The organism is Clostridium beijerinckii, from assembly GCF_036699995.1.
GTDB classification, from domain to species: domain Bacteria; phylum Bacillota; class Clostridia; order Clostridiales; family Clostridiaceae; genus Clostridium; species Clostridium helianthi.
In genome coordinates this window covers 1,483,149-1,506,301 of the sequence record NZ_CP144906.1, presented here as the reverse complement: position 1 = coordinate 1,506,301, position 23,153 = coordinate 1,483,149, and the positions used below count along the sequence as shown (strand labels likewise).

28 protein-coding genes are annotated in these 23,153 nt (G+C 29.1%); 3 read left to right on the top strand and 25 right to left on the bottom strand.

The features are described from left to right. Nucleotides 1-24: 24 nt before the first annotated feature. The 17 genes from PZA12_RS07020 to PZA12_RS06940 form a co-directional block, all read right to left on the bottom strand. Nucleotides 25-687 (bottom strand): diphthine--ammonia ligase, encoded by a 663-nt coding sequence (locus tag PZA12_RS07020; protein ID WP_103697658.1) that lies wholly within the window; start codon nt 685-687, stop codon nt 25-27. A 20-nt stretch (nt 688-707) separates the two neighbouring features. Then, nucleotides 708-1,445, bottom strand: a complete 738-nt coding sequence (locus tag PZA12_RS07015) for an immunoglobulin-like domain-containing protein (RefSeq protein WP_103697657.1) — start codon at nt 1,443-1,445, stop codon at nt 708-710. 77 nt (nt 1,446-1,522) lie between these two features. After that, nucleotides 1,523-2,608, bottom strand: a complete 1,086-nt coding sequence (gene cobD, locus PZA12_RS07010; protein WP_103697656.1) for a threonine-phosphate decarboxylase CobD — start codon at nt 2,606-2,608, stop codon at nt 1,523-1,525. Between the two features lie 189 nt (nt 2,609-2,797). After that, the gene (gene cbiB / locus PZA12_RS07005) at nt 2,798-3,745 is read right to left on the bottom strand and encodes an adenosylcobinamide-phosphate synthase CbiB (protein ID WP_077839372.1); all 948 of its coding nucleotides are present in this window, start codon (nt 3,743-3,745) and stop codon (nt 2,798-2,800) included. Nucleotides 3,746-3,804: 59 nt separating this feature from the next. Further along, nucleotides 3,805-4,410, bottom strand: a complete 606-nt coding sequence (locus PZA12_RS07000) for a histidine phosphatase family protein (RefSeq protein WP_103697655.1) — start codon at nt 4,408-4,410, stop codon at nt 3,805-3,807. A 54-nt stretch (nt 4,411-4,464) separates the two neighbouring features. Further along, nucleotides 4,465-4,851: a bifunctional adenosylcobinamide kinase/adenosylcobinamide-phosphate guanylyltransferase gene (locus tag PZA12_RS06995; RefSeq protein WP_078114907.1), complete on the bottom strand. Its 387-nt coding sequence runs from the start codon at nt 4,849-4,851 to the stop codon at nt 4,465-4,467. A 17-nt stretch (nt 4,852-4,868) separates the two neighbouring features. Further along, on the bottom strand, nt 4,869-5,627 hold the full coding sequence (locus PZA12_RS06990; protein WP_103697654.1) for an adenosylcobinamide-GDP ribazoletransferase: 759 nt from the start codon (nt 5,625-5,627) through the stop codon (nt 4,869-4,871). Between the two features lie 4 nt (nt 5,628-5,631). After that, nucleotides 5,632-6,162 (bottom strand): bifunctional adenosylcobinamide kinase/adenosylcobinamide-phosphate guanylyltransferase, encoded by a 531-nt coding sequence (locus PZA12_RS06985; protein ID WP_103697653.1) that lies wholly within the window; start codon nt 6,160-6,162, stop codon nt 5,632-5,634. 38 nt (nt 6,163-6,200) lie between these two features. After that, nucleotides 6,201-6,731, bottom strand: coding sequence for a cob(I)yrinic acid a,c-diamide adenosyltransferase (locus tag PZA12_RS06980; protein ID WP_103697652.1), 531 nt, complete (start codon nt 6,729-6,731; stop codon nt 6,201-6,203). Nucleotides 6,732-7,151: 420 nt separating this feature from the next. Beyond that, a complete protein-coding gene (cobT, locus tag PZA12_RS06975; protein ID WP_103697651.1) occupies nt 7,152-8,243 on the bottom strand; it encodes a nicotinate-nucleotide--dimethylbenzimidazole phosphoribosyltransferase in 1,092 nt (363 codons plus the stop codon). Nucleotides 8,244-8,317: 74 nt separating this feature from the next. Further along, the gene (locus tag PZA12_RS06970) at nt 8,318-9,283 is read right to left on the bottom strand and encodes a glycoside hydrolase family 73 protein (protein ID WP_103697650.1); all 966 of its coding nucleotides are present in this window, start codon (nt 9,281-9,283) and stop codon (nt 8,318-8,320) included. A gap of 531 nt (nt 9,284-9,814) precedes the next feature. Then, nucleotides 9,815-9,994, bottom strand: a complete 180-nt coding sequence (locus PZA12_RS06965) for a transcriptional regulator (protein WP_026889282.1) — start codon at nt 9,992-9,994, stop codon at nt 9,815-9,817. A 72-nt stretch (nt 9,995-10,066) separates the two neighbouring features. Then, a complete protein-coding gene (locus PZA12_RS06960) occupies nt 10,067-10,558 on the bottom strand; it encodes an NUDIX hydrolase (protein ID WP_161222718.1) in 492 nt (163 codons plus the stop codon). 182 nt (nt 10,559-10,740) lie between these two features. After that, complete coding sequence (locus tag PZA12_RS06955; RefSeq protein ID WP_161222717.1) at nt 10,741-11,190, bottom strand: GNAT family N-acetyltransferase; 450 nt, start codon at nt 11,188-11,190, stop codon at nt 10,741-10,743. Between the two features lie 13 nt (nt 11,191-11,203). Next, nucleotides 11,204-11,968: a cobalt-precorrin-6A reductase gene (locus PZA12_RS06950; protein WP_078114898.1), complete on the bottom strand. Its 765-nt coding sequence runs from the start codon at nt 11,966-11,968 to the stop codon at nt 11,204-11,206. A gap of 130 nt (nt 11,969-12,098) precedes the next feature. Further along, nucleotides 12,099-12,821, bottom strand: coding sequence for a precorrin-3B C(17)-methyltransferase (gene cobJ, locus PZA12_RS06945; protein WP_077843435.1), 723 nt, complete (start codon nt 12,819-12,821; stop codon nt 12,099-12,101). Nucleotides 12,822-13,021: 200 nt separating this feature from the next. Beyond that, the gene (locus PZA12_RS06940; protein ID WP_078114897.1) at nt 13,022-13,576 is read right to left on the bottom strand and encodes a helix-turn-helix domain-containing protein; all 555 of its coding nucleotides are present in this window, start codon (nt 13,574-13,576) and stop codon (nt 13,022-13,024) included. 149 nt (nt 13,577-13,725) lie between these two features. Here PZA12_RS06940 and PZA12_RS06935 point away from each other — a divergent pair, with 149 nt between their 5' ends. Next, the gene (locus PZA12_RS06935) at nt 13,726-14,661 is read left to right on the top strand and encodes a multidrug resistance efflux transporter family protein (RefSeq protein WP_103697649.1); all 936 of its coding nucleotides are present in this window, start codon (nt 13,726-13,728) and stop codon (nt 14,659-14,661) included. A 176-nt stretch (nt 14,662-14,837) separates the two neighbouring features. On the opposite strand, the gene lon is transcribed toward PZA12_RS06935, so the two are convergent. From lon to PZA12_RS06905, 6 genes are all read right to left on the bottom strand, one after another. Beyond that, a complete protein-coding gene (gene lon / locus PZA12_RS06930; protein WP_103697719.1) occupies nt 14,838-17,225 on the bottom strand; it encodes an endopeptidase La in 2,388 nt (795 codons plus the stop codon). Between the two features lie 127 nt (nt 17,226-17,352). Further along, nucleotides 17,353-17,916: a TetR/AcrR family transcriptional regulator gene (locus tag PZA12_RS06925; protein WP_023976668.1), complete on the bottom strand. Its 564-nt coding sequence runs from the start codon at nt 17,914-17,916 to the stop codon at nt 17,353-17,355. A gap of 289 nt (nt 17,917-18,205) precedes the next feature. Then, nucleotides 18,206-18,577 (bottom strand): four-helix bundle copper-binding protein, encoded by a 372-nt coding sequence (locus PZA12_RS06920; protein WP_023976669.1) that lies wholly within the window; start codon nt 18,575-18,577, stop codon nt 18,206-18,208. Nucleotides 18,578-18,821: 244 nt separating this feature from the next. Further along, entirely contained in the window at nt 18,822-19,217 is a 396-nt protein-coding gene (locus PZA12_RS06915) for a carbonic anhydrase (RefSeq protein WP_103697648.1), read from the bottom strand. 224 nt (nt 19,218-19,441) lie between these two features. Next, entirely contained in the window at nt 19,442-19,849 is a 408-nt protein-coding gene (locus PZA12_RS06910) for a VOC family protein (RefSeq protein ID WP_103697647.1), read from the bottom strand. Nucleotides 19,850-19,903: 54 nt separating this feature from the next. Continuing rightward, complete coding sequence (locus PZA12_RS06905; RefSeq protein WP_103697646.1) at nt 19,904-20,344, bottom strand: YiiD C-terminal domain-containing protein; 441 nt, start codon at nt 20,342-20,344, stop codon at nt 19,904-19,906. A 202-nt stretch (nt 20,345-20,546) separates the two neighbouring features. Between PZA12_RS06905 and PZA12_RS06900 the strand changes: the two genes are divergently transcribed. Beyond that, on the top strand, nt 20,547-21,248 hold the full coding sequence (locus tag PZA12_RS06900) for a hypothetical protein (protein ID WP_103697645.1): 702 nt from the start codon (nt 20,547-20,549) through the stop codon (nt 21,246-21,248). Nucleotides 21,249-21,310: 62 nt separating this feature from the next. Here PZA12_RS06900 and amrS read toward each other — a convergent pair whose 3' ends face one another. Both amrS and PZA12_RS06890 read right to left on the bottom strand, forming a co-directional pair. Further along, complete coding sequence (gene amrS / locus PZA12_RS06895) at nt 21,311-22,297, bottom strand: AmmeMemoRadiSam system radical SAM enzyme (RefSeq protein ID WP_103697644.1); 987 nt, start codon at nt 22,295-22,297, stop codon at nt 21,311-21,313. Beyond that, on the bottom strand, nt 22,272-22,448 hold the full coding sequence (locus PZA12_RS06890) for a hypothetical protein (protein ID WP_338481380.1): 177 nt from the start codon (nt 22,446-22,448) through the stop codon (nt 22,272-22,274). The genes amrS and PZA12_RS06890 overlap by 26 nt, the downstream gene beginning before the upstream one ends. A 97-nt stretch (nt 22,449-22,545) precedes the next feature. Here PZA12_RS06890 and PZA12_RS06885 point away from each other — a divergent pair, with 97 nt between their 5' ends. After that, nucleotides 22,546-23,094: a manganese efflux pump gene (locus PZA12_RS06885; protein ID WP_103697643.1), complete on the top strand. Its 549-nt coding sequence runs from the start codon at nt 22,546-22,548 to the stop codon at nt 23,092-23,094. Nucleotides 23,095-23,153 lie beyond the last annotated feature (59 nt).

The window sequence follows — 23,153 nt, the reverse complement described above, 5'->3', positions numbered from 1 at the left end:
GAATTATTTTTCCAAGTCCTATCATTAATCTAATAATCCGTTTACTGTTAAATATCCATAATTCTCTGTAACCTCTGTACCATTCTTATTAAATTTGATTGAATTCTTAAATATAGGACCATCAAAAACTAATGTATGATATTCTCCATTTTCTCCACAAGGATCACATCCTAAGTTTTTTATTTCATTAACAACATCTTTGGTTAATTCTTTTCCTAAGAATTCTATTCCTAGCGCCTTTAGATTTACCTTTTTAATTATAGCCTTAAAACCACAGTCTATAAATTCATTAGTAAGCTTTTCCCTATTTTCTTGCCATAAAGGAAATACTCCTTTAATTTCTGCTGCCTTGCACCTATCTAAACACCAGCTTCTATGTGCTTCTATATCTATATCTCCAAATACACAAATTTCAGCGCCTTTATCTTTTGAAGCTTTTAATGCCAGCTCAAATTCTTCTTCATAATTATTCTTATTGCTACAATCTATTTCAATAAGTGGAATTTCCAATTCTTTAGAAATGTCCTGAAAAACATTCCTTGGTATTTTATGAAAATACGAATCATTTTTATTTTCGAAAGTAACTAATAATCCTATTATTTTATAACCACTTTTAATCATTCTATACAAGGCTAAAGTGCAATCTTTTCCCCCGCTGAATGAAACTACAACTTTTTCTTTATCCATACTACCCCTCTTATTTGTTTTTACTTTAATTCAAATTCAGCAGCACATCTTCCGCTAAACTTTACTATTCTATATTTCCCCGCAGTTAAATTCTCTAAATTTTCTAGAGAAATAACTTGACTACTTGTTTTTCCTGGTTCTAAATTATAAGCAATTTCTATAAACATTGGTTCATCTTTAAAAGGGACTTTACTCCATCTATTATCTACAAATTTTTCAACTGCATATTCTACTCCATAATAAGCTGATTCCTTTCCATTGTTTGTAATATACACAGTAATTTCTTTAGTATTTAGACCATATTCATTTTTTTCTGTTTTCATAGTAATATTATTTTTAAATTCATCATTAATTTCCGTCGCATCGCTAGTTGAATTTTTTTCAACCCAAGATCCATCTACTCCTAAATAGTATCCATCAACAGTATCATCGGAAACCATTTCTCCATTTTGGCTTAAATAATACCAAGCCCCTTTATACTGAATCCAACCTGTTTTCATGGCTCCAGATTCACTCATATAATACCACTTGTTATTAACATTAATCCATCCTACAGCCATATTCCCATCGTCTTTAAGGTAATAAAAATTCCCCTTATCATTTACCCATCCAGTTTTTACACTGCCATTTTCATAATAACTCCAGCCATTATTGTTATTGACCCATCCATTGCTAATTTCTGCATTAACTTCATTAGAGATTCCTATACTCATTCCTACAAGCACGCTCATTATTGAAGCAATAAATTTTCTATTCATATCCTGGCTCCTCTCATTATCAAAGCTTAATATTTCATCTGATTCTAACAATAAAATTAACCTATACATAACTTAAATTATTGTTCATTTCTGTGCATTTCAAATATATTTTTCATTATTTTTATCAGTTTGTAATTCTCTTCATGACTTCGTACAGCAATCCTATAATATCTATTATCCAATCCTACATAATTGCTACAACTTCTAATTAATATATTATTCTTTAGTAGTTCTTTTTTCAAATCTATTTTGATCAGAGTTTTTAATAAAACAAAATTCACACTTGGTTCAAAGACTTTAATTCCATCTATTTCTCTTATTTCATTATAAAGGTATTTTTTTTCATGGTCTATAAATTCTATAGATTTCTTTATATAATTCTTTTCATTAAGTGCTGCTTTTGTTGCTATTTCTGCCAAGATATTTATATTCCAAGCAGGAGATATAGTTTCTATCTTCTCTTTTAGTGTTGAATCACTGCAAATAGCATAACCAATTCTTATACCTGGAAGCGCAAAAAATTTGGTCAAAGATTTTATTATAATTAAATTTTTATATTTATCTATATAGGGAATCATTGAAAAACTTTCTTCTCTGAAATCCAAAAACGATTCGTCTATTATTACCCTAACATTATTTCTCTCCGCTTTGTTCAAAATTCTTTTTAATAAATCTATTTCAGTTATAACACCTGTTGGATTATTGGGATTACATATAAATATCAAATCTAAGTTTTCATTTATATCATTTAGAATATCTTCTCTTATATTAAAATCATTTTCTTCTTTCAAATTATAATAAATAATATTACTATTTATTGCCTTTGCTGCCTCTTCATATTCTGAAAAAGTTGGGGCCAAAATTAGTGTATTCTTTGGATTAATTCCTCTTACTGAATTAAATAAAACTTCTGCTGCTCCATTACCTAAAATCAAATTTTCTTTACTAACATTTTCGAACTTTTCTATTGAATCCTTCAATTCAAAATAAGTTATATCAGGATATTTCTCAATTTCATCTATACCTTCAATAATCGCATCTTTTACACTACTTGACATTCCCAATGGATTAATATTAGCTGAAAAATCAATTATGTCTTTGTAATTTATTTTGTTTTCTCTACTTATTTCTTTAGCATTTCCACCATGTCCAAAGCTTGCCATGACTTTCCTCCCTATGCATAGTGCATATATGTTTCAATTAAATTTCTCCACTTCAATCTTAATTTATTTTTAGCTTGTTATAAGCTTAAATATAAATTTACTATTTCAATATATATATTAATTTTAATTTAATATTAACTCTCACATCTCTATATTATAATATTCGTTAATCACCCAAATTTCTGACACTTAAAACATTGTTATCATTAGCTTTCTAAATATTAAAGTAAGTACAAATCCTATAAAAAATGATAAATAGAGGACCTTAGCAGTCTTCTTAACATCATTGATATCAATTTCTTTAATTTTATCTCCTATTGTAGGCTTACTTACAAGTTTTCCAAAATAATAATTTGCCCCTCCAAGCTGTACCCCTAATGCACCAGCTATAGCTGCTTCTGGATGCGCACTATTAGGGCTTGTATGATTATGTCTATCTCTTCTGTATATCTTAAAGCTATTTTTATAATCATATCCTAGAAATGCAGAAGCTAATATTATCAACATTCCTGTTATCCTGGCTGGAATAAAATTAAAAATATCATCCAATTTCGCCGGAAAATACCCAAACTCTATGTATTCATCGTTCTTATATCCAAACATCGAATCTAATGTATTCACCGCTTTATATGCGAATGCGAGAGGCGCTCCAAAAATCATAGCATAAAATAACGGAGCTATGACCCCATCTGCCATATTTTCTGCTATAGTTTCAACAACTGCTCTTATTATTCCTTCTTTACTCAAACTTGCAGTGTCTCTCCCCACTATAAATGATAGCTGCTTTCTTGCGCCATCTAAGTCATTTATTAATAAAAACTTAACTACTTTATATCCTTCAACAACTAATGCTTTCGATGATATGCAAAAATATATCAAGATTCCCTCTAAAATAATTCCAAAGTAAATATTAAATTCTCTAGATAAGTTAATAATTGCGAATACAATTGCAAATATTATTGACACAGTAAGAATCCATACAATAAGACCTGCTGCTTTTAAATGCTTTCTAAGGATTCTTCTAAACAGTGCTTCAAGTTTTTTAGCCACATATCCAATTCCTCTAACTGGATGAAGCGGATTATTAGGATCGCCAATTAATAAATCCAAAACAAATCCTATACTAAGTTCAATCATATAGTTCTCCTCGTTATCTTCTTTCGCATCTCCAAAATAGTTCTAATCATATTATCTTGCTATATTTGAGATACATTTTTTATTTCGAATTGCTTGTCTTCTCTAATTTTTATTGTAAGTTCGTACCCTTCTCCATTGCTAGGCTGCCACTCATAAAATTTTTTCTTATTATCATAAAACATTTCCAATAGTATACCTATACTTCCTCCATGAATCACTCCAAAAGCAGTATCTATATTTTCTTTAATGAGATAATTTATAAGCTCCACAAATCCATCATTAACTCTTTTTCTAAATTCTGCTCTGCTCTCTCCACTTGGACATTTTACATTTCCTTCTTTGTCTTCTATCCAAGTTATATACTCTTTTAACAATTTTAGTTCTTCATATGATCTTAATTCAAAATCACCAAAATCATACTCAAAAAACTTGTTTAAAATTTTATACTTATTCTGTGGACAAATGATTTCTAATGTTTGATTTGCTCTCTTTGCCCCACTTGTAAAGTAAAAATCGCACTTTGTATATTTAACCCTTCTAGAAATTTCCCTTAATTGCTCTTTCCCACTTTCACTTAATTCAACATCACTTTTACCACAATATAATTGTCTTTCATTGCAATAAGTTTTTCCATGCCTGACCAAATATAACTTAATTTCGTTCATACCTTAATCGCTATAGTTTTTTCAATTAAATCTATAACTAATTTACCTCTTTCTTTAAATTGTATTATTTTTCAATTCCTCTTCAATTCCAAAAAATATTCTATATACATGGGAAGAATGCTTTGCTAGAAACTGAAGTAATCGCCCAGTTTCTTCTCTCCATATTCTATCAAATTTTTCGATTGGAACAATTCCAGAATTTATTTCGTCACATATTATTATTTTATTTTCTAACAAATCCATTTTATCTTTTAAAACTTCTATTGGGTTAAGCTTATTAGAAACACACGCTTTAACAAAAATATGTAATCCACATATGATTTCCTTATTATATTCTATATTTTCATCCCTACAGAAAAATATCTGTTCATTACTTACTTTATATTTTTCTTTTACATAATCTAATTTTCCATTATAAGCTCCACCAAAAATTAATTTCATAAACGCCACCCTTCCCTTTACGGGATTATTCCTAGTATTAATATTCCAACTACTTCACCTATAACCAAAGCAAATCCGGCAACATCTCCAGATATTCCACCAAATTCTTTTCTGCATTTTTCTACTGACAATTTAATTCCTAAACTCATTAATAAAACTAATATTATTCCATAAATATTTAACAAAATTACTGATATTATTAATGCTATTATCAATGTTATTATCATAATAAGCTTATCATACACATTTGTCCCTTTTTTAAAATAAGTCCCTAAAGTACTTTCTTTTATAGTTGCTCTGCTTAAAAGATAATACGCTACAACACTTCTACTTATTATTGGAATCAAAATTAATGTATAAAGAGAACTATTTTTTTCTAAAATAGAATATACCCCTCCAAATTGTAAAAAGAACAAAATCACTAGGGATATTACTGCAAACGCTCCTGTAGCTGAATCTTTAAGTATTCTGAGTTTTTCTTCCTTACTTCTCCTTGAAAGAATTGCATCGCAAACGTCCATAAAACCATCCAAATGCAGCATTCCTGTTATTATAAATGGTACTATGGTAATTATCGAACTCTTTAAAACAATTGAGATATTTAATATACTCGCCAAATAATATATTATACTCCACAAGATTCCAATTATTAATCCAATCAGTGGGTAAAATTTCATCATATTTTTTACTCCATCGTCATCCCATTCAACATATGGAGTTGGAAGTATCGTAAACATGCTTAATGCCATAATAAATCCTTTGTATAATTTCTTCATAAAGTTATTTCTCCTCATGTTTAATATACTTAATTAATCCGAAGCTACATTCTATAACATTCTCACAATAATTTGCTAACCCTCTATTTATAATGGCTAGTTCTTTCTTGAAATTTTCAGTTATTTCATCATATTGTATAGCATCATTAAATATGTAATCACTTACAATAACAACATTCTTTGCATTATTCATAACTTGCCTTATATCATTTAATATCTTATGCGAAGGATTTTTTATAATATTATTTTCAACAAACATCTCATTAGTCAAAAGGGAGGTTATACTATCTATAAGTACAGTATCCTTGCAATTGATTGTATTAATCACACTATCCAAATCTCTAGTAACTTCTAGTGTCTTAAAATTTAATCCTTCTCTACTTTTTTTATGTCTCTCTATTCTATCTTCATCTTCTTTATCATATGGATTCATCGTAGCAATATATATAACTTTGTTTCTATTTAAAGTCAGAGCTATTTTTTCTCCAACTTCTGATTTACCACTCTTAGACCCTCCAATTATCAAATAATTCATATACTCTAATTTAAGCCCAAAATACTATTAAAAATAAATTACTTCTCTATACCTATCCTTGAGCCTATTCCTTTCTCATATGGATGTTTTACAGCTTTAATTTCTGAAACATAATCTGCAAGTTCAACTAACTTTTCATTAGGATTCCTACCAGTTAGAACAACTTCTAATCCCTTTGGTTTGTTTTCTAAAAAATTTATCACTTCACTTAGAGGGATTAAATCTAAGTTAGTAGATGCAATCACTTCATCTAATATCAATAAATCAAAATTTTCTTCTACAGCCTTCTTAGTAACTCTAAAAAATCTTTCCTCATGCTCTCTTTTAGTCTCTATCTGCTCTTCTTCACTCATAAATTTAAAAAATTTCTTTACAGGAGTTCCTTTAAAAACTTCAAAGTCATTTCCTAGCTTATCAATAGAATTCAATTCACCAGTCTCATTATCTTTTAAAAATTGTGTTAATAAAACTTTCTTTTGACGTCCAACAGCCCTCATCCCAAGACCCATAGCCGCTGTTGTCTTTCCCTTTCCATCTCCACAATAAATATGAATAAGTCCTAATTCCATAAACACTCTCCTTTCTTATTCATAAAAACAAGTATTTTTATATTCAAAAATGCTGCTTATTTATTACTTTATAACAGTTTGTCAAAACAAATATATTATTATCAAATTATTAAAACATAATATTATCAGTTTTAACTGCTTTACATACTCATATTTTCATAGAGTATACAGTTATTATAACATATTCTTTAAGTTCCATATTAACCCCACTATGATGATCTTTTACTTCCTCGCACGACTAGAAATATACAACTTATAAAAAGCAGCTATACACTTATGAAAAGATCAGCTATACTGCAATACGGAACTTTTCTACATAAAAAAACATTCCTTAGTAGTTTTTTACCTATTATTTACTTTCATGTGCCTTATTAAATTATAAATAGTTAATTTAATCCCCTGCAATCATTTAAATATTTATCATTTATTCATAGCCTTAAGTTCATCTAAATAACTGTCGTTAATCTCCGCTTCCTCAAAAGTCGCCATGTTATTCATAATTGCACATGCAGATTTCATTATTGAAAATGCTAGTGGGCATCCACTTCCTTCTCCAAGTCCCATATTTAAGTCTAATATTGGACTTAAGCTTAATTCTTTCATTGCAACTTTAAATCCTAATTCTTTTGAATCATGTGAAGTAAACATATAATCTCTAGTTTTTGAATTTAATTTAAAGGCTATAAGCGCAGCAACTGATGATATAAAGCCATCAATAACAACTGGAACTTTATAATAAGCAGATCCTAAAAATACTCCTGCCATGGCTGCTAAATCAAAGCCTCCAACTTTTGAAACTACATCTATTGGATCATCTTTTTCCGGATTGTTCACCTTTATTGCTTTCTTAATAACTTCCTTCTTTTTCTCAAACGCTTCGTCTGTGATTCCAGCACCTCTTCCTACAACTGTTTCCACTCTTACGTCTGTTAATACTGACAACACGGCACTACTAGTAGAAGTATTACCAATCCCCATCTCTCCAACACCAAAAATTTCGTAGCCTAGTTCTTTCGCGTTTTTAACAGACTCTATTCCAATTAAAATTGCTTTTTCTGCTTCTTCCCTTGTCATTGCAGGCCCCTTTGCAATATTATTAGTTCCTTTTCTTATCTTTTTATTAATTACGCCAGGATAGCTAAAATCACAGTTAATGCCAACATCTATCACCATAAGCTCAGTATCATTTTCTTTTGCAAGAACTGCTACACCCGTTAATCCTTTTGTGAAGTTAATTGTTTGAGCTAAAGTTACCGATTGAGGCGCTGAAGCAACTCCTTCTTCAACCACACCATTATCTGAAGACATTATTATAACCATTTTTTTTGTTATGTTATTTTTCACTTTGCCTGTAATGCCCGCAAGTTTTATAGCAATTTCCTCTAGCTTCCCCAAACTCTTCAGTGGCTTTGCAAGCGATGTCATTCTTCTATCTGCTTCAGCGATTACATAAGCATCTGCTTCTCTTATACTATTAATAATATCTTTTAATTCTTTAGACTTAATGTTCATTTCATTTCCCCCAATTATATACGCTATTATTTTTTGTTTTAATATAACATAAATTCATAAAAAATGCGTACAATTTATTTATTATCTTTAAAATAATTCATCTCACATTCGAAATCTAAAAGCTGAAGATTTTGTTCTTGAATAACTCCTATCAGAAGTTTCGAATAAATTTCTTCTCCCTTGTCATTTTCTACTGTACTATATCCAGCCTTTTCTATAGCATTAGCCTGGTCTAGATAATTAGCTGCCTGAAAAACTCCACTTTGTTTATATCTTTTATTATTGCTGAGAAATTCTCCATAATCTTTTATGGAATCTTCTTTATTATTATATACCCGAAAGTAATCCTCAATCTTTTGTTTATAATATTCTGAGGTACTCATTTTAATTTTTTTCCCTGTCCATCCTGAATCTGCTTTTATTCCAAATAGATTATTGGCTTTAGTGCTCAAATCGGATTTTCCCCAGCCACTTTCTAATATTGCCTGCGAGATAGTTATAGAAGGGAGAATACCATACTTATCATATATCTCACTTGCCTCTGGATATAAATCATTAATAAATCCTTGCTTAGATTCATCTTTTAAATTATTCTTCTGAGATCCAATATATTTTAAATCATCTATATACTTATATACTTTTTCTTTTTGTTCTTTATCAAAAGATAGCTTATCTAACACTGTATCCAAGTCGACGAGCTTATATTGACTATTTTTAATTTTAACGCTTGTACTCTTATTGTTATCTATGAACATATTAGCTAATTGATTTATGCTACTATCCGTTACTTTAGAAAAATCATTTTTGTATCTAACACCATCAATAGCCGCCATGAATTTCCAATTTACTTGAAGTTTACCTTTGCTCGCATTATCTGCATCCTGTATATACATTTTTGTGTTTAAATCCTGCAGGTTTATACTATTATATTTTGCCATATAGCCGCTATAAACTCCAAAAATAGCAAAGGCTATAATACCAAATGCTATAATATTTAGTATAAATCTTTTAAATCCTCTTTTTCTTTTTCTCGTGTTCATAATAATTCTCCCTTTCATCCCACATAAAAAATATATAATTATAAATGAAAAATCATAGCCTCAAAAAACTTCTCTTAATAAGCTATAAAACGTTATGCTAAAATAATAAAATTACATTCAGAATTTCAGTAAACCAAGACTTAATGATAAATTGTATTATCTATAAGTTATATATTTAAATTATATAATGTAAATATGAATTTCAAATAACTATTTTTATTAAACTTCTATTACTTTTTGCATAATATTTCGACAATCACTTATTCTTTTAAATATATTTTTAAGTGTAATTACTAAAAAAATTATTAATGAATTAACAGCTAGCTTCTTTAACCTAAACATCATATATATGTTGCAATTCATAATTCACAATGCAAATTTCACATTTCACAATTATGGCTAAAATTCTTTTAATATTTTCAGAACTATGATAAAGAATTTTTTTCCAATATATATTCAAAAAAAAAAATAAAGAGCCTCTTTTTGTGATATTATCATTATCCCAAGAGTACCCTTTAATTATCATGTATATTAGTTTGCTGGCTCCCATTTGCAGCGGACTGGTGATACAATAGCGCTTTCTTTCTTTAATTCCTTGAATGCATTATCAATTTCTTTACGATCTAAACCAGATAACTTTTCAACCTCACCTGCACTAACTGGCTTTCCAGCCTCTCTCATAACTTCTAAAACTTTTTCCTTAACGCTCATTACTTTAACTCCCTTCAATAAGAATTATTTCTTTTCTTTGATTATATTCCAAAAAAATAATTTAATCAATAATCATTTTCCAATAAAATCTATTATTGATCTTAAATATTCTTCCTCATGTACACAAAATTCATGCGCTCTTATATTAAATTTTGACTTTCCATCAGTTGAAAAAGCTATAATATGGTCATAGCCACCTAATACCAACTTCTTAAATTCACTAAATGATAACTTTACCATCTTCTCCACTTCAAATCCAATATTAAATTTAGGATCTTCTACATTATATAAATATACTTCACATATTTCATTATTTAAGAAGCTACTTAGATTAAATTTTTCTCTTATACTTCCAACAAATCTTAATTTCTTAAAATTAATTTCTATTCCTATTTCTTCCTTAACTTCACGTTTTAATGCATTTTCTATTTTCTCTCCAATCTCAACATGTCCCGCTGCTGAGATATCATATAATCCTGGAAAATCTTTTTTCTTATATGATCTCTGTTGAAAATATATCCATTTCTCATTGCTAGACTCATCTACTATCCAACAATGAACCACCTTATGTAGAAGTCCATTTGCATGTATTTCTGAACGAGAAGCTACACCAATTTCATTTAATTCTTCATCGTAAAATGACAGTTTTTCTTCGCTTTCCGTAAGTATCTCCCCCTTTTATCTATTTTGTTTCGATGAAAAACATTTTTATAGCTATATTAACATCTCTATAGTAAATTTCTCTATCAAACGATTTTCTTCATACAAATACTATTACTATCATTTATATATGGTCCATAGTTTTCAGTTAACTTATATCCCATACTCTCGTATAAACTGACAGCGGCCTTTTGTCTGCTTCCTGTCTGCAAAATAATATTTTTAATATTACTTTCAATTGCTAACTTTTCAATTTCTTTTACTATAATCTTAGCTACTCCTCTGTTTCTATATTCTAATGATACATATACCCTCTTCACTTCCGCTAAATCACAATCAAGAAATTTTAAGCACCCACAGCCTATTGGCTTTTGGTCAACAAATATTATAATTGTCTTTAAATCTATAACTGTATTGTGTGATGAATAATTACTTTGCATATCCCCATATATTTCGAATAACTCATCATCAAGTTGCTTCTCTAAAAACTTAAAATCTACATCTTCCGAAGTAGTTCTTTTGACTATATAATTCATTTTTACCCCCATTTTATTTTTTATATTTCATCAGAAACTCTACTAATTTTTCTTCATGATTAAATACTAATTCATAATTAAATTTTGGTTTTTCTATTACTATTAATTTAATCTTGGCTTCCCGAACTGCTTTAAGCTTTTCTAGAACTCCGCCTTCTTTACCACTGTCTTTAGTCAAAATTGCCTTAATATTATATTGGTAAATAAATGCTTTTTCTAGTTCATACGATATCGGACCTTGAAGCGCTATAATATCTTTAATATTAATTCCCTTTTCGACTATCTTTTCTAATACTTTAGGTGATGGTAAAATTCTATGTATTACTCTATGATTAAACTCTAAATTTACAAACTTAGAAACATTATTTCCGCCTGTAGTATTTAAAATATTCCCATCTATATTCTTTATAATTTCAATAGCCTCATCATAATCCTTAACTCTTACTATATCTTCTCCAGTAATACTCTCAAGAGCACCTAATCTTTCATATCTTACATACTTAATCTTAAGTGAATTTGCGCACTTTAATGCGATCTTTGTAACTTCTTGTGCATAAGGATGAGATGCATCAACTAGTATATCAATTTGATTAATCTCTATCCATTTTAGCATTTCTTCTGCATTCAAAGGTTTTGTGTTTAGTTCCTTTATATTAAATTCCTTGAGTAGCTCTCCTCCATAAGCTGTAGCAGTTGTAACTGCAATGTCACTAGTATATTTATTTATTAACGACAAAATTTTTCTTCCCTCTGAAGTTCCTAATATAAATCCAATCATACTTTCTCCATTCCAGATTGCCAAGACACATTAAGAAAAATAATGAGCCAACCATGCGAATTTATTTCCAATTAATGTAGCGCATCATCGACTCATTATTTTCTTTTATATATCTAAATACAATCTATTTCTATCTTTTATTTTCATAACCTCTAGGTGTTATGAATTTTTCATCTTTATAATAACTTTTTGAATTTCCTACTATTACAATAGACATCATATCTACTATATCTTCATCAAAATCTTTGATAGTAAATAATTTATAACTTTGCCCTTCTCTAAGTGCATGTCTTATTACTGCCACTGGAGTGCTATCCTGCCTAAACTCCCTTATTATATCAATACATTCTCTTAAATAGTCAGGTCTTCCCTTACTTTTAGGATTATATAAGGATATTACAAAGTCTCCTTCTGCTGCAAGTTTTACTCTCTTCTTTATATCTTCATAAGGTGTCATGAGGTCACTTAAGCTAATATTGCAATTATCATGCATAAGAGGTGCCCCAACTACAGAACCTGCTGCACTACTTGCAGTAATACCTGGAATTATCTCCACATCCTCATCTTTTTTAAGTTCAAGTATCAATCCAGCCATTCCATAAATACCTGCATCTCCAGTACTTATTAATGCAACATTTTTATCCTTACATAAATTTAAAGCTTCCTTGCATCTAGCTTCTTCACCTTTCATTCCTGTCGAATATAACTCTTTATCTTTAACTAAGTCTTTTATCATATCTATGTACTTATTGTATCCAACAACAACATCACTATCTTCAATGGCCTTTAGTGCTCTCAGACTCATATTCTCAACACTTCCAGGTCCTATACCTATTACTCTTAATTTTCCCATATTTCAACCAACCTCTTTCGCTTAATTCTTATCCTTCGAATAAAATCTAATTCTTAATTATCATTATCTAATTCTATATTATAGCATTTCACTATAATATAGTTAACTAATTAATATGAGATAGCATTTGAAATCTCAAAAATGCAACTTATTTACTATATATTTTTCTCATCGAAACAATATTGATCAAGGATATTTCATTACCTGAAATAAAGTATTATATTTTGAAATATTGCCGGTTCTCTACTCACATTTCTATATTTATGTGGTATATTGGCTACAAATTTAATAGAATTACCTTTTTTTAACGAATACTTTTGATCCTCAATATCTATTTCTACTTCACCTTGAGTTACTATAATATATTCCTCGACGCCATCGCTGTGTGGAGTAGATATATGATTGCACCCTGGTTCTAATTCTATAGTGAATATTTCAAAACCTTTATTTGCATCAAAAGGAAATATCGGATATAACTTCATTCTAGCATCGTCTTCTATAATCGGATCAATATTATTTTGATCTACTATCTCTAATTCATCCTGCTCTTCATCAATAAAGAACGAAAAAGACACCTTTAATCCAGTTGAAATTTTCCACAAAGTAGATACTGTCGGACTTGATTGTCCTCGCTCTATTTGTCCTAACATAGCCTTACTGACTCCAGTTAATTTTGCCGCTTCATCTAAACTTAATTCTCTCTTATTTCTGATTTCCTTCAATTTACTCCCAATAATCGAATTTAAATTTCTCATATGCTACTCCTTTTCTCAAAAATATTGTATGCTATAACATATATATTATAATATATTGCACAAAATATTGTTCATGTATATAATATAACATATCTTACTAATTTAATTTACAACTTAATTTTAAATATTTTAGGTAAGGAGTTTTTTAAATGACAAAAGCACTCATATTAGGAATTGCAGCATCATTTTTCTTTGCATTTACATTTATATTAAATCAACAAATGAATATTTCTGGAGGAAGTTTTTTATGGAGTTCATCTCTACGGTATATATTTATGCTACCACTCTTGCTTATTATTATGATTATAAATAGACAATTAAATCCAGTATTAAATGATATAATTAATAAACCCATTCAATGGATTGCTTGGAGCACAATAGGCTTTGGATTATTTTACACTCCCTTAAGCTTTGCATCTACATATGGTGCATCATGGCTGGTTGCTGGAACTTGGCAATTAACCATAGTTGCTGGTGCTCTTATGTCTCCATTATTTTTTAAAAGTATTAAAACACCCACTGGAATATGCAAAGTAAGGAATACACTTCCCAAAAAATCTCTATTAATGTCCTCTTTAATATTACTAGGTATATTTTTAATGCAGTTTGAAGAAGCAAAAAGTGTCTCTTTTTCAGAAATAATCTCTGTAATTATCCCAGTTATACTAGCTGCATTTGCTTACCCACTTGGTAATCGCAAGATGATGGAAATTTGCAATGACAAATTTAATACCTTTCAAAGAGTATTTGGAATGACTTTATGTAGCATGCCATTTTGGATATTAATATCAATATTCGGTGTATTGTCTGCAGGTATGCCAAGTAAAGGGCAAGTGCTTCAATCCTTAATCGTTGCCATTTTTTCAGGGATTATTGCTACAATATTATTTTTTAAAGCAACCGATATAGTAAGTAATGATACACACAAATTAGCCGTCGTGGAATCAACACAATCCGGTGAAGTAATATTTACTCTTATAGGTGGAGTTTTTATATTTCATGATAAATGTCCGACATTTGTTGGACTAGCAGGCATAGTACTAATAGTAATAGGTATGATTTTAAATAGCATTGTTAAATCATAAAATTATTGCGTTTAATAAAAAAGGTAGGTTTTAACCATCTCACACTTATCGATCCATTGATGTCATTACTTTTTATAACTCGAAGTTTTTATATTTCCATTTTCGTAAAAAGCAAGAAGAGATGTTGCTTCTCCTACTTGTTAATAAGTAGTTTTAACAACATCTCTTAATATTTCTTATTCTTCTGCTGGCTTGAAAGTTCCTTCAATAAATTTATTAGGATTAAATATATGCTCTATTCTTGGTAGTGAAATTCCCAAAGTTTCTCTTAGAACATCTTCTACTGTTTCTACAGCTATAATAGTTAATTGTTCCTTAACTTCTTGTGGAACCTCATTTAAATCAACTACATTATCCTTTGGAATTAGTACTTTTGTAATTCCAGCTCTTTGAGCTCCTAATAATTTTTCTTTAAGTCCTCCTATTGGAAGAACAGCTCCTCTTAGAGTTATTTCTCCTGTCATTGCAAGTTTTGAATCTACTTTTATACCTGTAACAAGTGATGCAAGTGCAGTAAATAATGCAATTCCTGCTGATGGTCCATCTTTAGGAACAGATCCTGATGGAACATGAATATGAATATCTCTTTCTCTAAAGTTTATAGCATTAATCGGCAATCTTGATTTTAATAAACTTAAAGAGATTTGTGCGGATTCTTTCATAACATCTCCTAGCTGTCCAGTTAAGACAATTTGTCCACTTCCTAGCATTCCTGTCGCTTCGATGAAAAGTATTTCTCCCCCTACGGATGTCCACGCTAATCCAGTTACAACTCCTGGGACATTATCATCTTGAGCTTTATCATGGCTTGAAACCTTTCTTCCTAATAAGTCCTCTAAATCATCTTCTTTAACTTTAAAAGGTAATTCCACCTTATTAGATACAATCTTTTCTGATGCAACTCTTGCAATAGTTGCTATTTGCTTTTTAAGTCCTCTTACTCCAGCCTCTAGAGTATATTCACTTATAATTCTTTCTAATGCTGCATCTTCTATAACAAGCTGAGTGTCATTTAATCCATGTTCTTCAAGAACTGCTGGTATTAAGTGATTCTTTCCTATGTGGAATTTCTCATTCATAGTATAACTAGAAATTTGAATTACTTCCATCCTATCTAACAAAGGCCTTGGTATAGTATCTAGAGAGTTGGCTGTAGCAATAAAGAATACATTAGATAAATCATAAGGTGCATCTAAATAGTGATCAGTAAAAGTATCATTTTGTTCTGGGTCTAATACTTCTAGCAATGCACTTGCTGGATCTCCATTATAGCTAGCCATTAATTTATCTACTTCATCTAAGACCATAACAGGATTTATTTCTCCTGCTTTCTTTATACTTTGAATAATTCTTCCTGGCATTGCACCTACATAAGTTCTTCTATGCCCTCTTATTTCAGCCTCATCACGAACTCCACCTAAGCTTAATCTTACATATTTTCTATTTAAAGCTTCTGCAATACTCTTTCCTAAGCTTGTCTTTCCTACTCCTGGAGGACCTACTAATAATAGAATAGAACCCTTTTTATCATTTTTAAGCTGCATAACTGCTAAATGTTGTATTATTCTATCTTTAACTTTTTCTAACCCATAATGCTGCTCATCTAATATTCTTCTTGCTTCTTCTAAATCAATGTCCTTAAATTCTTGTTTTTTCCAAGGAAGCTGAATTAATAATTCTAAATAATTCTTAATCACATTGTATTCAGCGCTATTTGGACTTTGGCTTTCTAATTTTTCTAATTCTTCTAAAGCAACTTCTTTTATTTCATCCGGCATCTGCGCCTCTTCAATTCTATTTAAGTAGTTCTTGTCCTTTTTAGAAGCTGAGCCTTTTCCTTCATTTAATTCTTCTTGAATAGCTTTTAACTGCTCTCTTAATACTGTTTCCCTATAATTCTTATTAGCTTTTTCTGTGAATTTTTCTGCTAATTCAAATTGTAATTTTAAAGATTCCTTTTGTTTTAATAAATAATCTATAAATTTAAGACCTCTATCCTTTAATGATTGAGTTTCCAACAAATCATATTTTTCCTCATTTGAAATTTGCATGAAATGAGATAAATATCCCATAAGCTTATTCAAATCTTTTTGACCTTCAACAGCCAACATAAACTTTTCTGAGCCCTTGAAATTCTCACTAATTTCACGAGTAACTTTTTTAATATACTCTACCATTTCATCCTTACTTTTTTCTGTAAGATCAATAATATCAGGTGCAAATTCGAATTCAGCTTTAATAAAATCTTCCTCAATACTGAATGTTTTAATTTCAACTCTATCTAATATTTTAATTTCTGCTTTATATCCCTTTTCTGTTTTTTCAATTGCATTTACTTGAAATGTAACACCAACTCTATGAAAATCTTCTTCCTTTAACTTACTTTGACCAAAGTTTTGTTTTAAAGGTAATGCAATATTAACTATATCTTCATCTGATAAACTTTCAATTTGAGTTTCACTAAATTTATTAAATTTTAATGTATGGTACATTCCAGGTAATAGCACTATATCTGACACAGGAATTACTCTTCCCATATTATTTTTATTATCTAAATTTATCATCATAATCATCCTTCCTATTAGAACATTCTTAAACGAGCATTCATTTAAAGATTGGTTAAGCAATAGCGAGATACTTCTGCAATTACATCTTCACAAAATCTCTCGCACTAAAAAACAGTTCTTTTAATTATATAAGTAATGCGTCTTGTACTATTCTAATGAGTTCCTTTAATAACTCAAATTTTTCATTTTCCTCAATACATGAATTAATAGCAATTGATTTTACAGGATAAAAAAGTATTGCTCTTAAATTATCATTTTGAAGATTTTTAAATACTTTTCTTTCTTTCATTTCATCAAGAAAATTATTTAGGTTATCTATTCCTCTTTTGGTCAAGCATTGATTTGACAAAGCTGGACAATTAGCAAATTGATCTACAAAATGAAAGACTTCTCCATGCTCCTTAATATAAATAAAATACTCTTTAACAATAATTTCGATAACTTGCTGACCATTCATATTATTGTTAAGTTTACTGAGTATGTAATCAAAAATATCTTCAGAATATTCAAGATATATGTCCTGTAACATGACTTCTTTATTCTCATAATATATATATACTGTAGCGGGTGATACCCCTGCCTCTTTTGCTATCTTCGAAATAGAAGCACCGTGAAAGCCTTCCTTAAGAATTAATTTAATAACTGCTTCTTTTATGTTTTTTTGCTTTTCATCGTCTTTCCTTCTCATTTAAACACCTCTATTATTATATTTCTATAATAAATGAACGTTCTTTTATTGTCAATACATATTTCACCCATTTTATCTTATTAAATGTTAATTTTCTTTTAAAATCTACATAAAGAAACTAAAAACATAATTTGTCCATTTTTTAATCTGCTACCAAATACATTTATAATAATTATCGAATTAGTTATGTAAAATATTAAAAATCGCTATTAATCTTTAAAATAGCGATTTTTAATATTTTCTAAACTTTTATGTTTAAAATAAGAAGTGACTTAAGCCAAACAATTCCTTACATATTTAATACGTGTCTACATTCGCTAGCGCATTGACTACATACATCAGCACAAGTTTGACAATGTTCATCATCAAATCTTCCGCATTCTTTTGCACAGCTTTCACAGACTGCAGCACATACAGTAGCTATTTCTCTTATATGACCGCTTCCTCTTGAAATAAAACAAGCTGTTGTCGAGCAAATTTCAGCACAATCTTGAAGTGATTTAATACAATACATCCTATCTCTAGCATCACTATGTTGTAAACATAAGTTTAAACATTCCTCACATATTTGTACACATTTGCTGCAAGCATCAATGCAATATTGCATTGGATTTCCTTCTGATATTAATGAATTTGCATTTCTAGTCATAGTTGCTTCCATTTTTGTTTCCTCCTTTATTATTTTATTGATCACAAAATATATTCTCTTCTAACGTACTAAAAATATACTTTGTAATTTCTTCTTAAGTAGCCTATAAAATTCAAAAAGGATATATTGATATTTTTATATAAACTTTTTTAGTTTATATTTGTTATATCTTAAATCTTTGTTCTGAATATATTTGTGCATCTAAAACAGGAGCAGATTAAGTAACATCTGCTCCTAATTTATATATGTTCTATATTTAAATTCTTTTATACAAGCTAACGACATGTACTTCCCAAAACTCATCTACCCATAAACCAACTATTGTATCAACCGAAAAATTCCAATTTTTAATTAAATTTGTGGCTTCTTCTATTTGCCTATAATGCACCTCAGCATCCACTGGATTCGCAGCACAGTCATAATGACCTACCAATCCAATTATTTTGGATTTATGAGCTTTAACCGAAATATTAATCTTATCTTTTAATCTACTTGAATAAAACGGATTTCCTTCTGACACTATCTTGTCCATTCCAGGCTCAGTTATTAAATCTACATACTCCACATTAAAATTTTCTTTTATCCAATTTATTACTGGAATCTGAGTCCTTCCGTCAATACAATTTAAAACTGTTCCAAAGCTTTTTTCCATTCATACCACCTAAAACTATTATTCTTAGGTAAGATATGAATATAAGTCAGCGTTTGCTATAACAGTCCTCAAATAAATATGATATATTATTGTTTTTCAACTACAAAAATAATTATATTCATAATTCTCTATTATAGTCTTAATTGCCTTAGTAGGCTCTTAGATGCACTTTACCTCTATTATATTTCTTTCTATAGTATTATAAAGTTCCTTTAAAATGAAATCTATATTTCATTTTTATCTCTAAATTCAATTTCTGTGCCCTCAGGAGCCTTTAGTTTAAATAAGAAACTATCTTCAACTTTATATATCACTTCATTATTTTTAACCCTAAAATTGTTATAGCCTAAACCTTTAATCCTGTTAAATTCCTCTTGAACATTATCCACTAAAAAGCACATGTGGACTATCCCTTCGCTTAACTTATTCCACTTAGAAAGATCTTCTCCCGTCTTGCTGGTTTGTAACTCAATCATGAATGTTCCTAGTTTTAACCATGTATTATAATCTCTAGTATGAAAATTCTTTGTCTCTTCTACAATCTCAAACCCAAGAATATTTTTATAAAATTCAAGAGATTCTTTGTAACTATTGGTTTGAATGCACACATGGTGCATAGCTTTTATTCCCATTATTTATCCTCCATAATAAATCTATTTATACTTGTAAATTTAGCCCTAATTATTCTATTTAAATACAACATATTGCCCTTCGTACTCTGCAAAAACAGTTTCCTTATTTTTAATAACAACCTTAAGATCTAATCTACTCTTGTTATGTTTCGTGTATGTTTCGAGAAATTCTCTTCTTGTTTCATCCCCAAAAATTTCACATTCTGCAGTAAAATCTTCACGTATAGGAGCCCTATAATTTATATTACTTTTTTTAATTACTATCTGAGCTTTTGGATCAATTTCTTTAATATTTACAAAAACCATAGACCATCCGCATATTGTCATCAAAGTATTTATACTTCCTCCAAACGCTGTTAATTTATCATTTATATTAGGTTTTAATTTAGCAGCAAGTATAACTCTCGACTTAGTAAACTCTGTAACACTTATGCCCATAGCTTCTGTAATTGGTATATTGGTATGTAAAAACTGCTCAAACTCATTCTCACTCATTATCTTACCTCCGCTGTTCATCTACATATATTGTAGACAAAATATAATATTTATAAATTCTATCATATAACTCAATTTAAATCCAATATATTACATAATAGTACAATCAAACAATTATTATTCTAATATTGAAATATAATTGTCTTAACTTGTCAGACATGCTATTGTTATCTATATAAATTCTAATATTAAAGGAGCAATTATGAAAAATATTACACATTATTTATTAGTTTCATTTATTTTAATTTTATTATCATTCATAATGTTTTTTATTCACTATTTAGTATTTGGTCAATTAGAAAACACGATTTATTACTCTTTTATGAGCCTCTGTTTTATCCCTATAAATATATTAGTCGTAACCCTAGTATTTGAGAAGCTTGTAGAAAGACGTACTAAACTTGAACGCTTAAGTAAATTAAATATGTTAGTCGGACTATTTTTTAGTGATATTGGTTTTACTCTATTAGAAATAATAGTAGCTGGTGATGAGAATATACAATACTTAAATTTAGATTTTACAGACCTAAAAACTTCTAATAATAAGCTAAAATCTTATGAACATATAATAGCATTTGAAAAGATTAATTATCCTAGACTTGAAAAACTAGTTCTCGAAAGTAGAGATATTTTATCTAACCTTATAAGTAATGAGAATATATTAGAGCATGAAACCTTTGCTGATTTACTTATGTCTCTAATGCATTTAAGAGATGAAATTGTATTTTTACAATACAAAACACTGACAAAAGATGATTCTACTCACATAAAGGGTGATATTTGCAGAGTCTATAGGGCATTAACTTCTCAATGGATAAATTACCTTTCTCACTTAAAGCAATTTTATCCTTATCAATATAATGGTGCCATCAAATTCAATCCATTTACAACTACTAGTAAATGATAATTAAAGCAGGAGAATTTAAAACTCCTGCTTTAATTATCATTTAAAATTTAAATCCTATTTTACAATATTATGTTTATTTCCTCACCACATTTTTGACACTTATTATCTTTTATAAATACATTAGTTGAATAACCATTCCTCTCAATAAGCAGTTCATTGCAATTATCACAATAAGTATTATTATCAACTCCTTGAATATTTCCTACATACACATGTTTTAAGTATTTCTTTGCTTCATTTTGAGCTTCTGTTATCTTTTCTATTTTTGTAGCCTCATTCTCCATCTTATATCTTGGAAAATATCTGCTTAAATGAAGAGGTATATTTTCATTAACACTAGCTATAAATTCAGCTATTTGCCTTGCTTCTTCTAATGAATCGTTTTCTTCGCTGACAAGTAGAGTAGTAATTTCCACATGACAGTATTCACTGCACCTTTTTATAGTTTCTAGAACAGGCTCAAGTTTTGCACCACAAATATTATTATAATATCTATTTGTATATCCCTTTAAATCGATATTCATAGCATCTACATACGGAAGAAGCTTCTTAAGCGGCCCTTCATTAATATATCCATTAGTAACAACCACAACACTTGTATCAGTATTACTCTCTTTTATGACCTTTGCAGCATCATACATGTATTCATACCACATAAAAGGTTCATTATAAGTAAATGCAACACCAATATTGTTTTCTATGGTTGGGATAATGTCTATTAGTTTTTCAACGCTTATATATTGGGTTTGTGGTTTCCCCTGGGATATCTCATAATTTTGACAAAAGCTACACGTCATATTACACCCAAAGCTTCCAATTGATAAAATATCTTTTGATGGTTTGAAATGATATAAGGGTTTCTTCTCAATGGGATCAACTCCCATTGAAGTTACTTCTCCATAATTTATTGCAATAGGTACTTTAGATTCCAACGTTCTAACTCCACAAATTCCAAACTTGTCTTCATCTATTAAACAATTATGTGGACATATTCTACATCTTACTTTGTCTTTGACTTCCTCATAAAACGGTATCTTTTTTTCCACTATTTATCACCTTCTTTAAATAAAGTATAAGATATTCATAAATATCTTTGATTTTTAAAACTATACTATCTAAACTGCTTAAATGATTTTTCTTTGCAGGCAAAAATGTATAACATAATATGCTATCCATCATATAATATACAAAAAGCATAGAATAACATCCTCATCGTAAATAACAAAACTAATTTTACGCAACTTTCTTTATATAAAATTTCATTTTACTTAACTTATTTAAGGGAGTGAAAACTATGCAATTACTATATTTATTTTTAATAGCAATTCTTAATAGCATCGATAATTTGGGAGTAGGAATAGCATACGGAATAGCTGGAATCAAAGTAAAATTTTCTAAAAACCTATTAATAGCCTTTCTTGCTTTTGCAGTATCTTTTGCAGCCTCTTTATCTGGACAATTTATATCAACCTTCCTTAATGATGAAGAGTGCTCTATCATAAGTATGCTTCTTTTAGTATTAATGGGCATAAAGATGATATACACATCACTTTCTAAAAAGCAAAATGATAACTTTGGCAAAGTAAAGGAGTTGGGCTATAAAGACGCTTTTTCCATAGGTATTGCTCTAGCACTTGATGATGTAAGCAGCTCAGTTAGCTCTGCATTAATAGGATATAGTGCCTTTATGGTATCCTTGCCATATTTCATAATTAGTTTAGCTATATTTTTTTCTGGTAACTTTGCATTGAAATTTATCACAAAGCTAAATATCGGAAATAAACCAACTATTTTAGCCGGTATATTAATGATAATAATAGGAATATCGCAATTTTTTGAATAAATTTGTTTTACCTTATAAATATTAATTACTAAATTTTATATTCTTTTATTATACTAAAA

Bases quoted from the DNA above. Each gene is read 5' to 3' on its own strand.
- lon (WP_103697719.1), bottom strand. From the start codon at position 17,225: ATGATAAATTTAGATAATAAAAATAATATGGGAAGAGTAATTCCTGTG.
- PZA12_RS06985 (WP_103697653.1), bottom strand. From the start codon at position 6,162: ATGAATTATTTGATAATTGGAGGGTCTAAGAGTGGTAAATCAGAAGTT.
- PZA12_RS06885 (WP_103697643.1), top strand. From the start codon at position 22,546: ATGCAATTACTATATTTATTTTTAATAGCAATTCTTAATAGCATCGAT.
- PZA12_RS06940 (WP_078114897.1), bottom strand. From the start codon at position 13,576: ATGAGAAATTTAAATTCGATTATTGGGAGTAAATTGAAGGAAATCAGA.
- PZA12_RS06980 (WP_103697652.1), bottom strand. From the start codon at position 6,731: ATGGAATTAGGACTTATTCATATTTATTGTGGAGATGGAAAGGGAAAG.
- PZA12_RS06965 (WP_026889282.1), bottom strand. From the start codon at position 9,994: ATGAGCGTTAAGGAAAAAGTTTTAGAAGTTATGAGAGAGGCTGGAAAG.
- cobJ (WP_077843435.1), bottom strand. From the start codon at position 12,821: ATGGGAAAATTAAGAGTAATAGGTATAGGACCTGGAAGTGTTGAGAAT.
- PZA12_RS06950 (WP_078114898.1), bottom strand. From the start codon at position 11,968: ATGATTGGATTTATATTAGGAACTTCAGAGGGAAGAAAAATTTTGTCG.
- PZA12_RS06890 (WP_338481380.1), bottom strand. From the start codon at position 22,448: ATGCTTTTTGTATATTATATGATGGATAGCATATTATGTTATACATTT.
- PZA12_RS06970 (WP_103697650.1), bottom strand. From the start codon at position 9,283: ATGAACACGAGAAAAAGAAAAAGAGGATTTAAAAGATTTATACTAAAT.
- PZA12_RS07000 (WP_103697655.1), bottom strand. From the start codon at position 4,410: ATGAACGAAATTAAGTTATATTTGGTCAGGCATGGAAAAACTTATTGC.
- PZA12_RS06905 (WP_103697646.1), bottom strand. From the start codon at position 20,344: ATGAGTGAGAATGAGTTTGAGCAGTTTTTACATACCAATATACCAATT.
- cobD (WP_103697656.1), bottom strand. From the start codon at position 2,608: ATGGCAAGCTTTGGACATGGTGGAAATGCTAAAGAAATAAGTAGAGAA.
- PZA12_RS06920 (WP_023976669.1), bottom strand. From the start codon at position 18,577: ATGGAAGCAACTATGACTAGAAATGCAAATTCATTAATATCAGAAGGA.
- PZA12_RS07015 (WP_103697657.1), bottom strand. From the start codon at position 1,445: ATGAATAGAAAATTTATTGCTTCAATAATGAGCGTGCTTGTAGGAATG.
- PZA12_RS06995 (WP_078114907.1), bottom strand. From the start codon at position 4,851: ATGAAATTAATTTTTGGTGGAGCTTATAATGGAAAATTAGATTATGTA.
- PZA12_RS06925 (WP_023976668.1), bottom strand. From the start codon at position 17,916: ATGAGAAGGAAAGACGATGAAAAGCAAAAAAACATAAAAGAAGCAGTT.
- PZA12_RS06935 (WP_103697649.1), top strand. From the start codon at position 13,726: ATGACAAAAGCACTCATATTAGGAATTGCAGCATCATTTTTCTTTGCA.
- PZA12_RS06915 (WP_103697648.1), bottom strand. From the start codon at position 19,217: ATGGAAAAAAGCTTTGGAACAGTTTTAAATTGTATTGACGGAAGGACT.
- PZA12_RS07020 (WP_103697658.1), bottom strand. From the start codon at position 687: ATGGATAAAGAAAAAGTTGTAGTTTCATTCAGCGGGGGAAAAGATTGC.
- cbiB (WP_077839372.1), bottom strand. From the start codon at position 3,745: ATGATTGAACTTAGTATAGGATTTGTTTTGGATTTATTAATTGGCGAT.
- PZA12_RS06900 (WP_103697645.1), top strand. From the start codon at position 20,547: ATGAAAAATATTACACATTATTTATTAGTTTCATTTATTTTAATTTTA.
- cobT (WP_103697651.1), bottom strand. From the start codon at position 8,243: ATGAACATTAAGTCTAAAGAATTAAAAGATATTATTAATAGTATAAGA.
- PZA12_RS06910 (WP_103697647.1), bottom strand. From the start codon at position 19,849: ATGGGAATAAAAGCTATGCACCATGTGTGCATTCAAACCAATAGTTAC.
- PZA12_RS06955 (WP_161222717.1), bottom strand. From the start codon at position 11,190: ATGAATTATATAGTCAAAAGAACTACTTCGGAAGATGTAGATTTTAAG.
- PZA12_RS06990 (WP_103697654.1), bottom strand. From the start codon at position 5,627: ATGAAGAAATTATACAAAGGATTTATTATGGCATTAAGCATGTTTACG.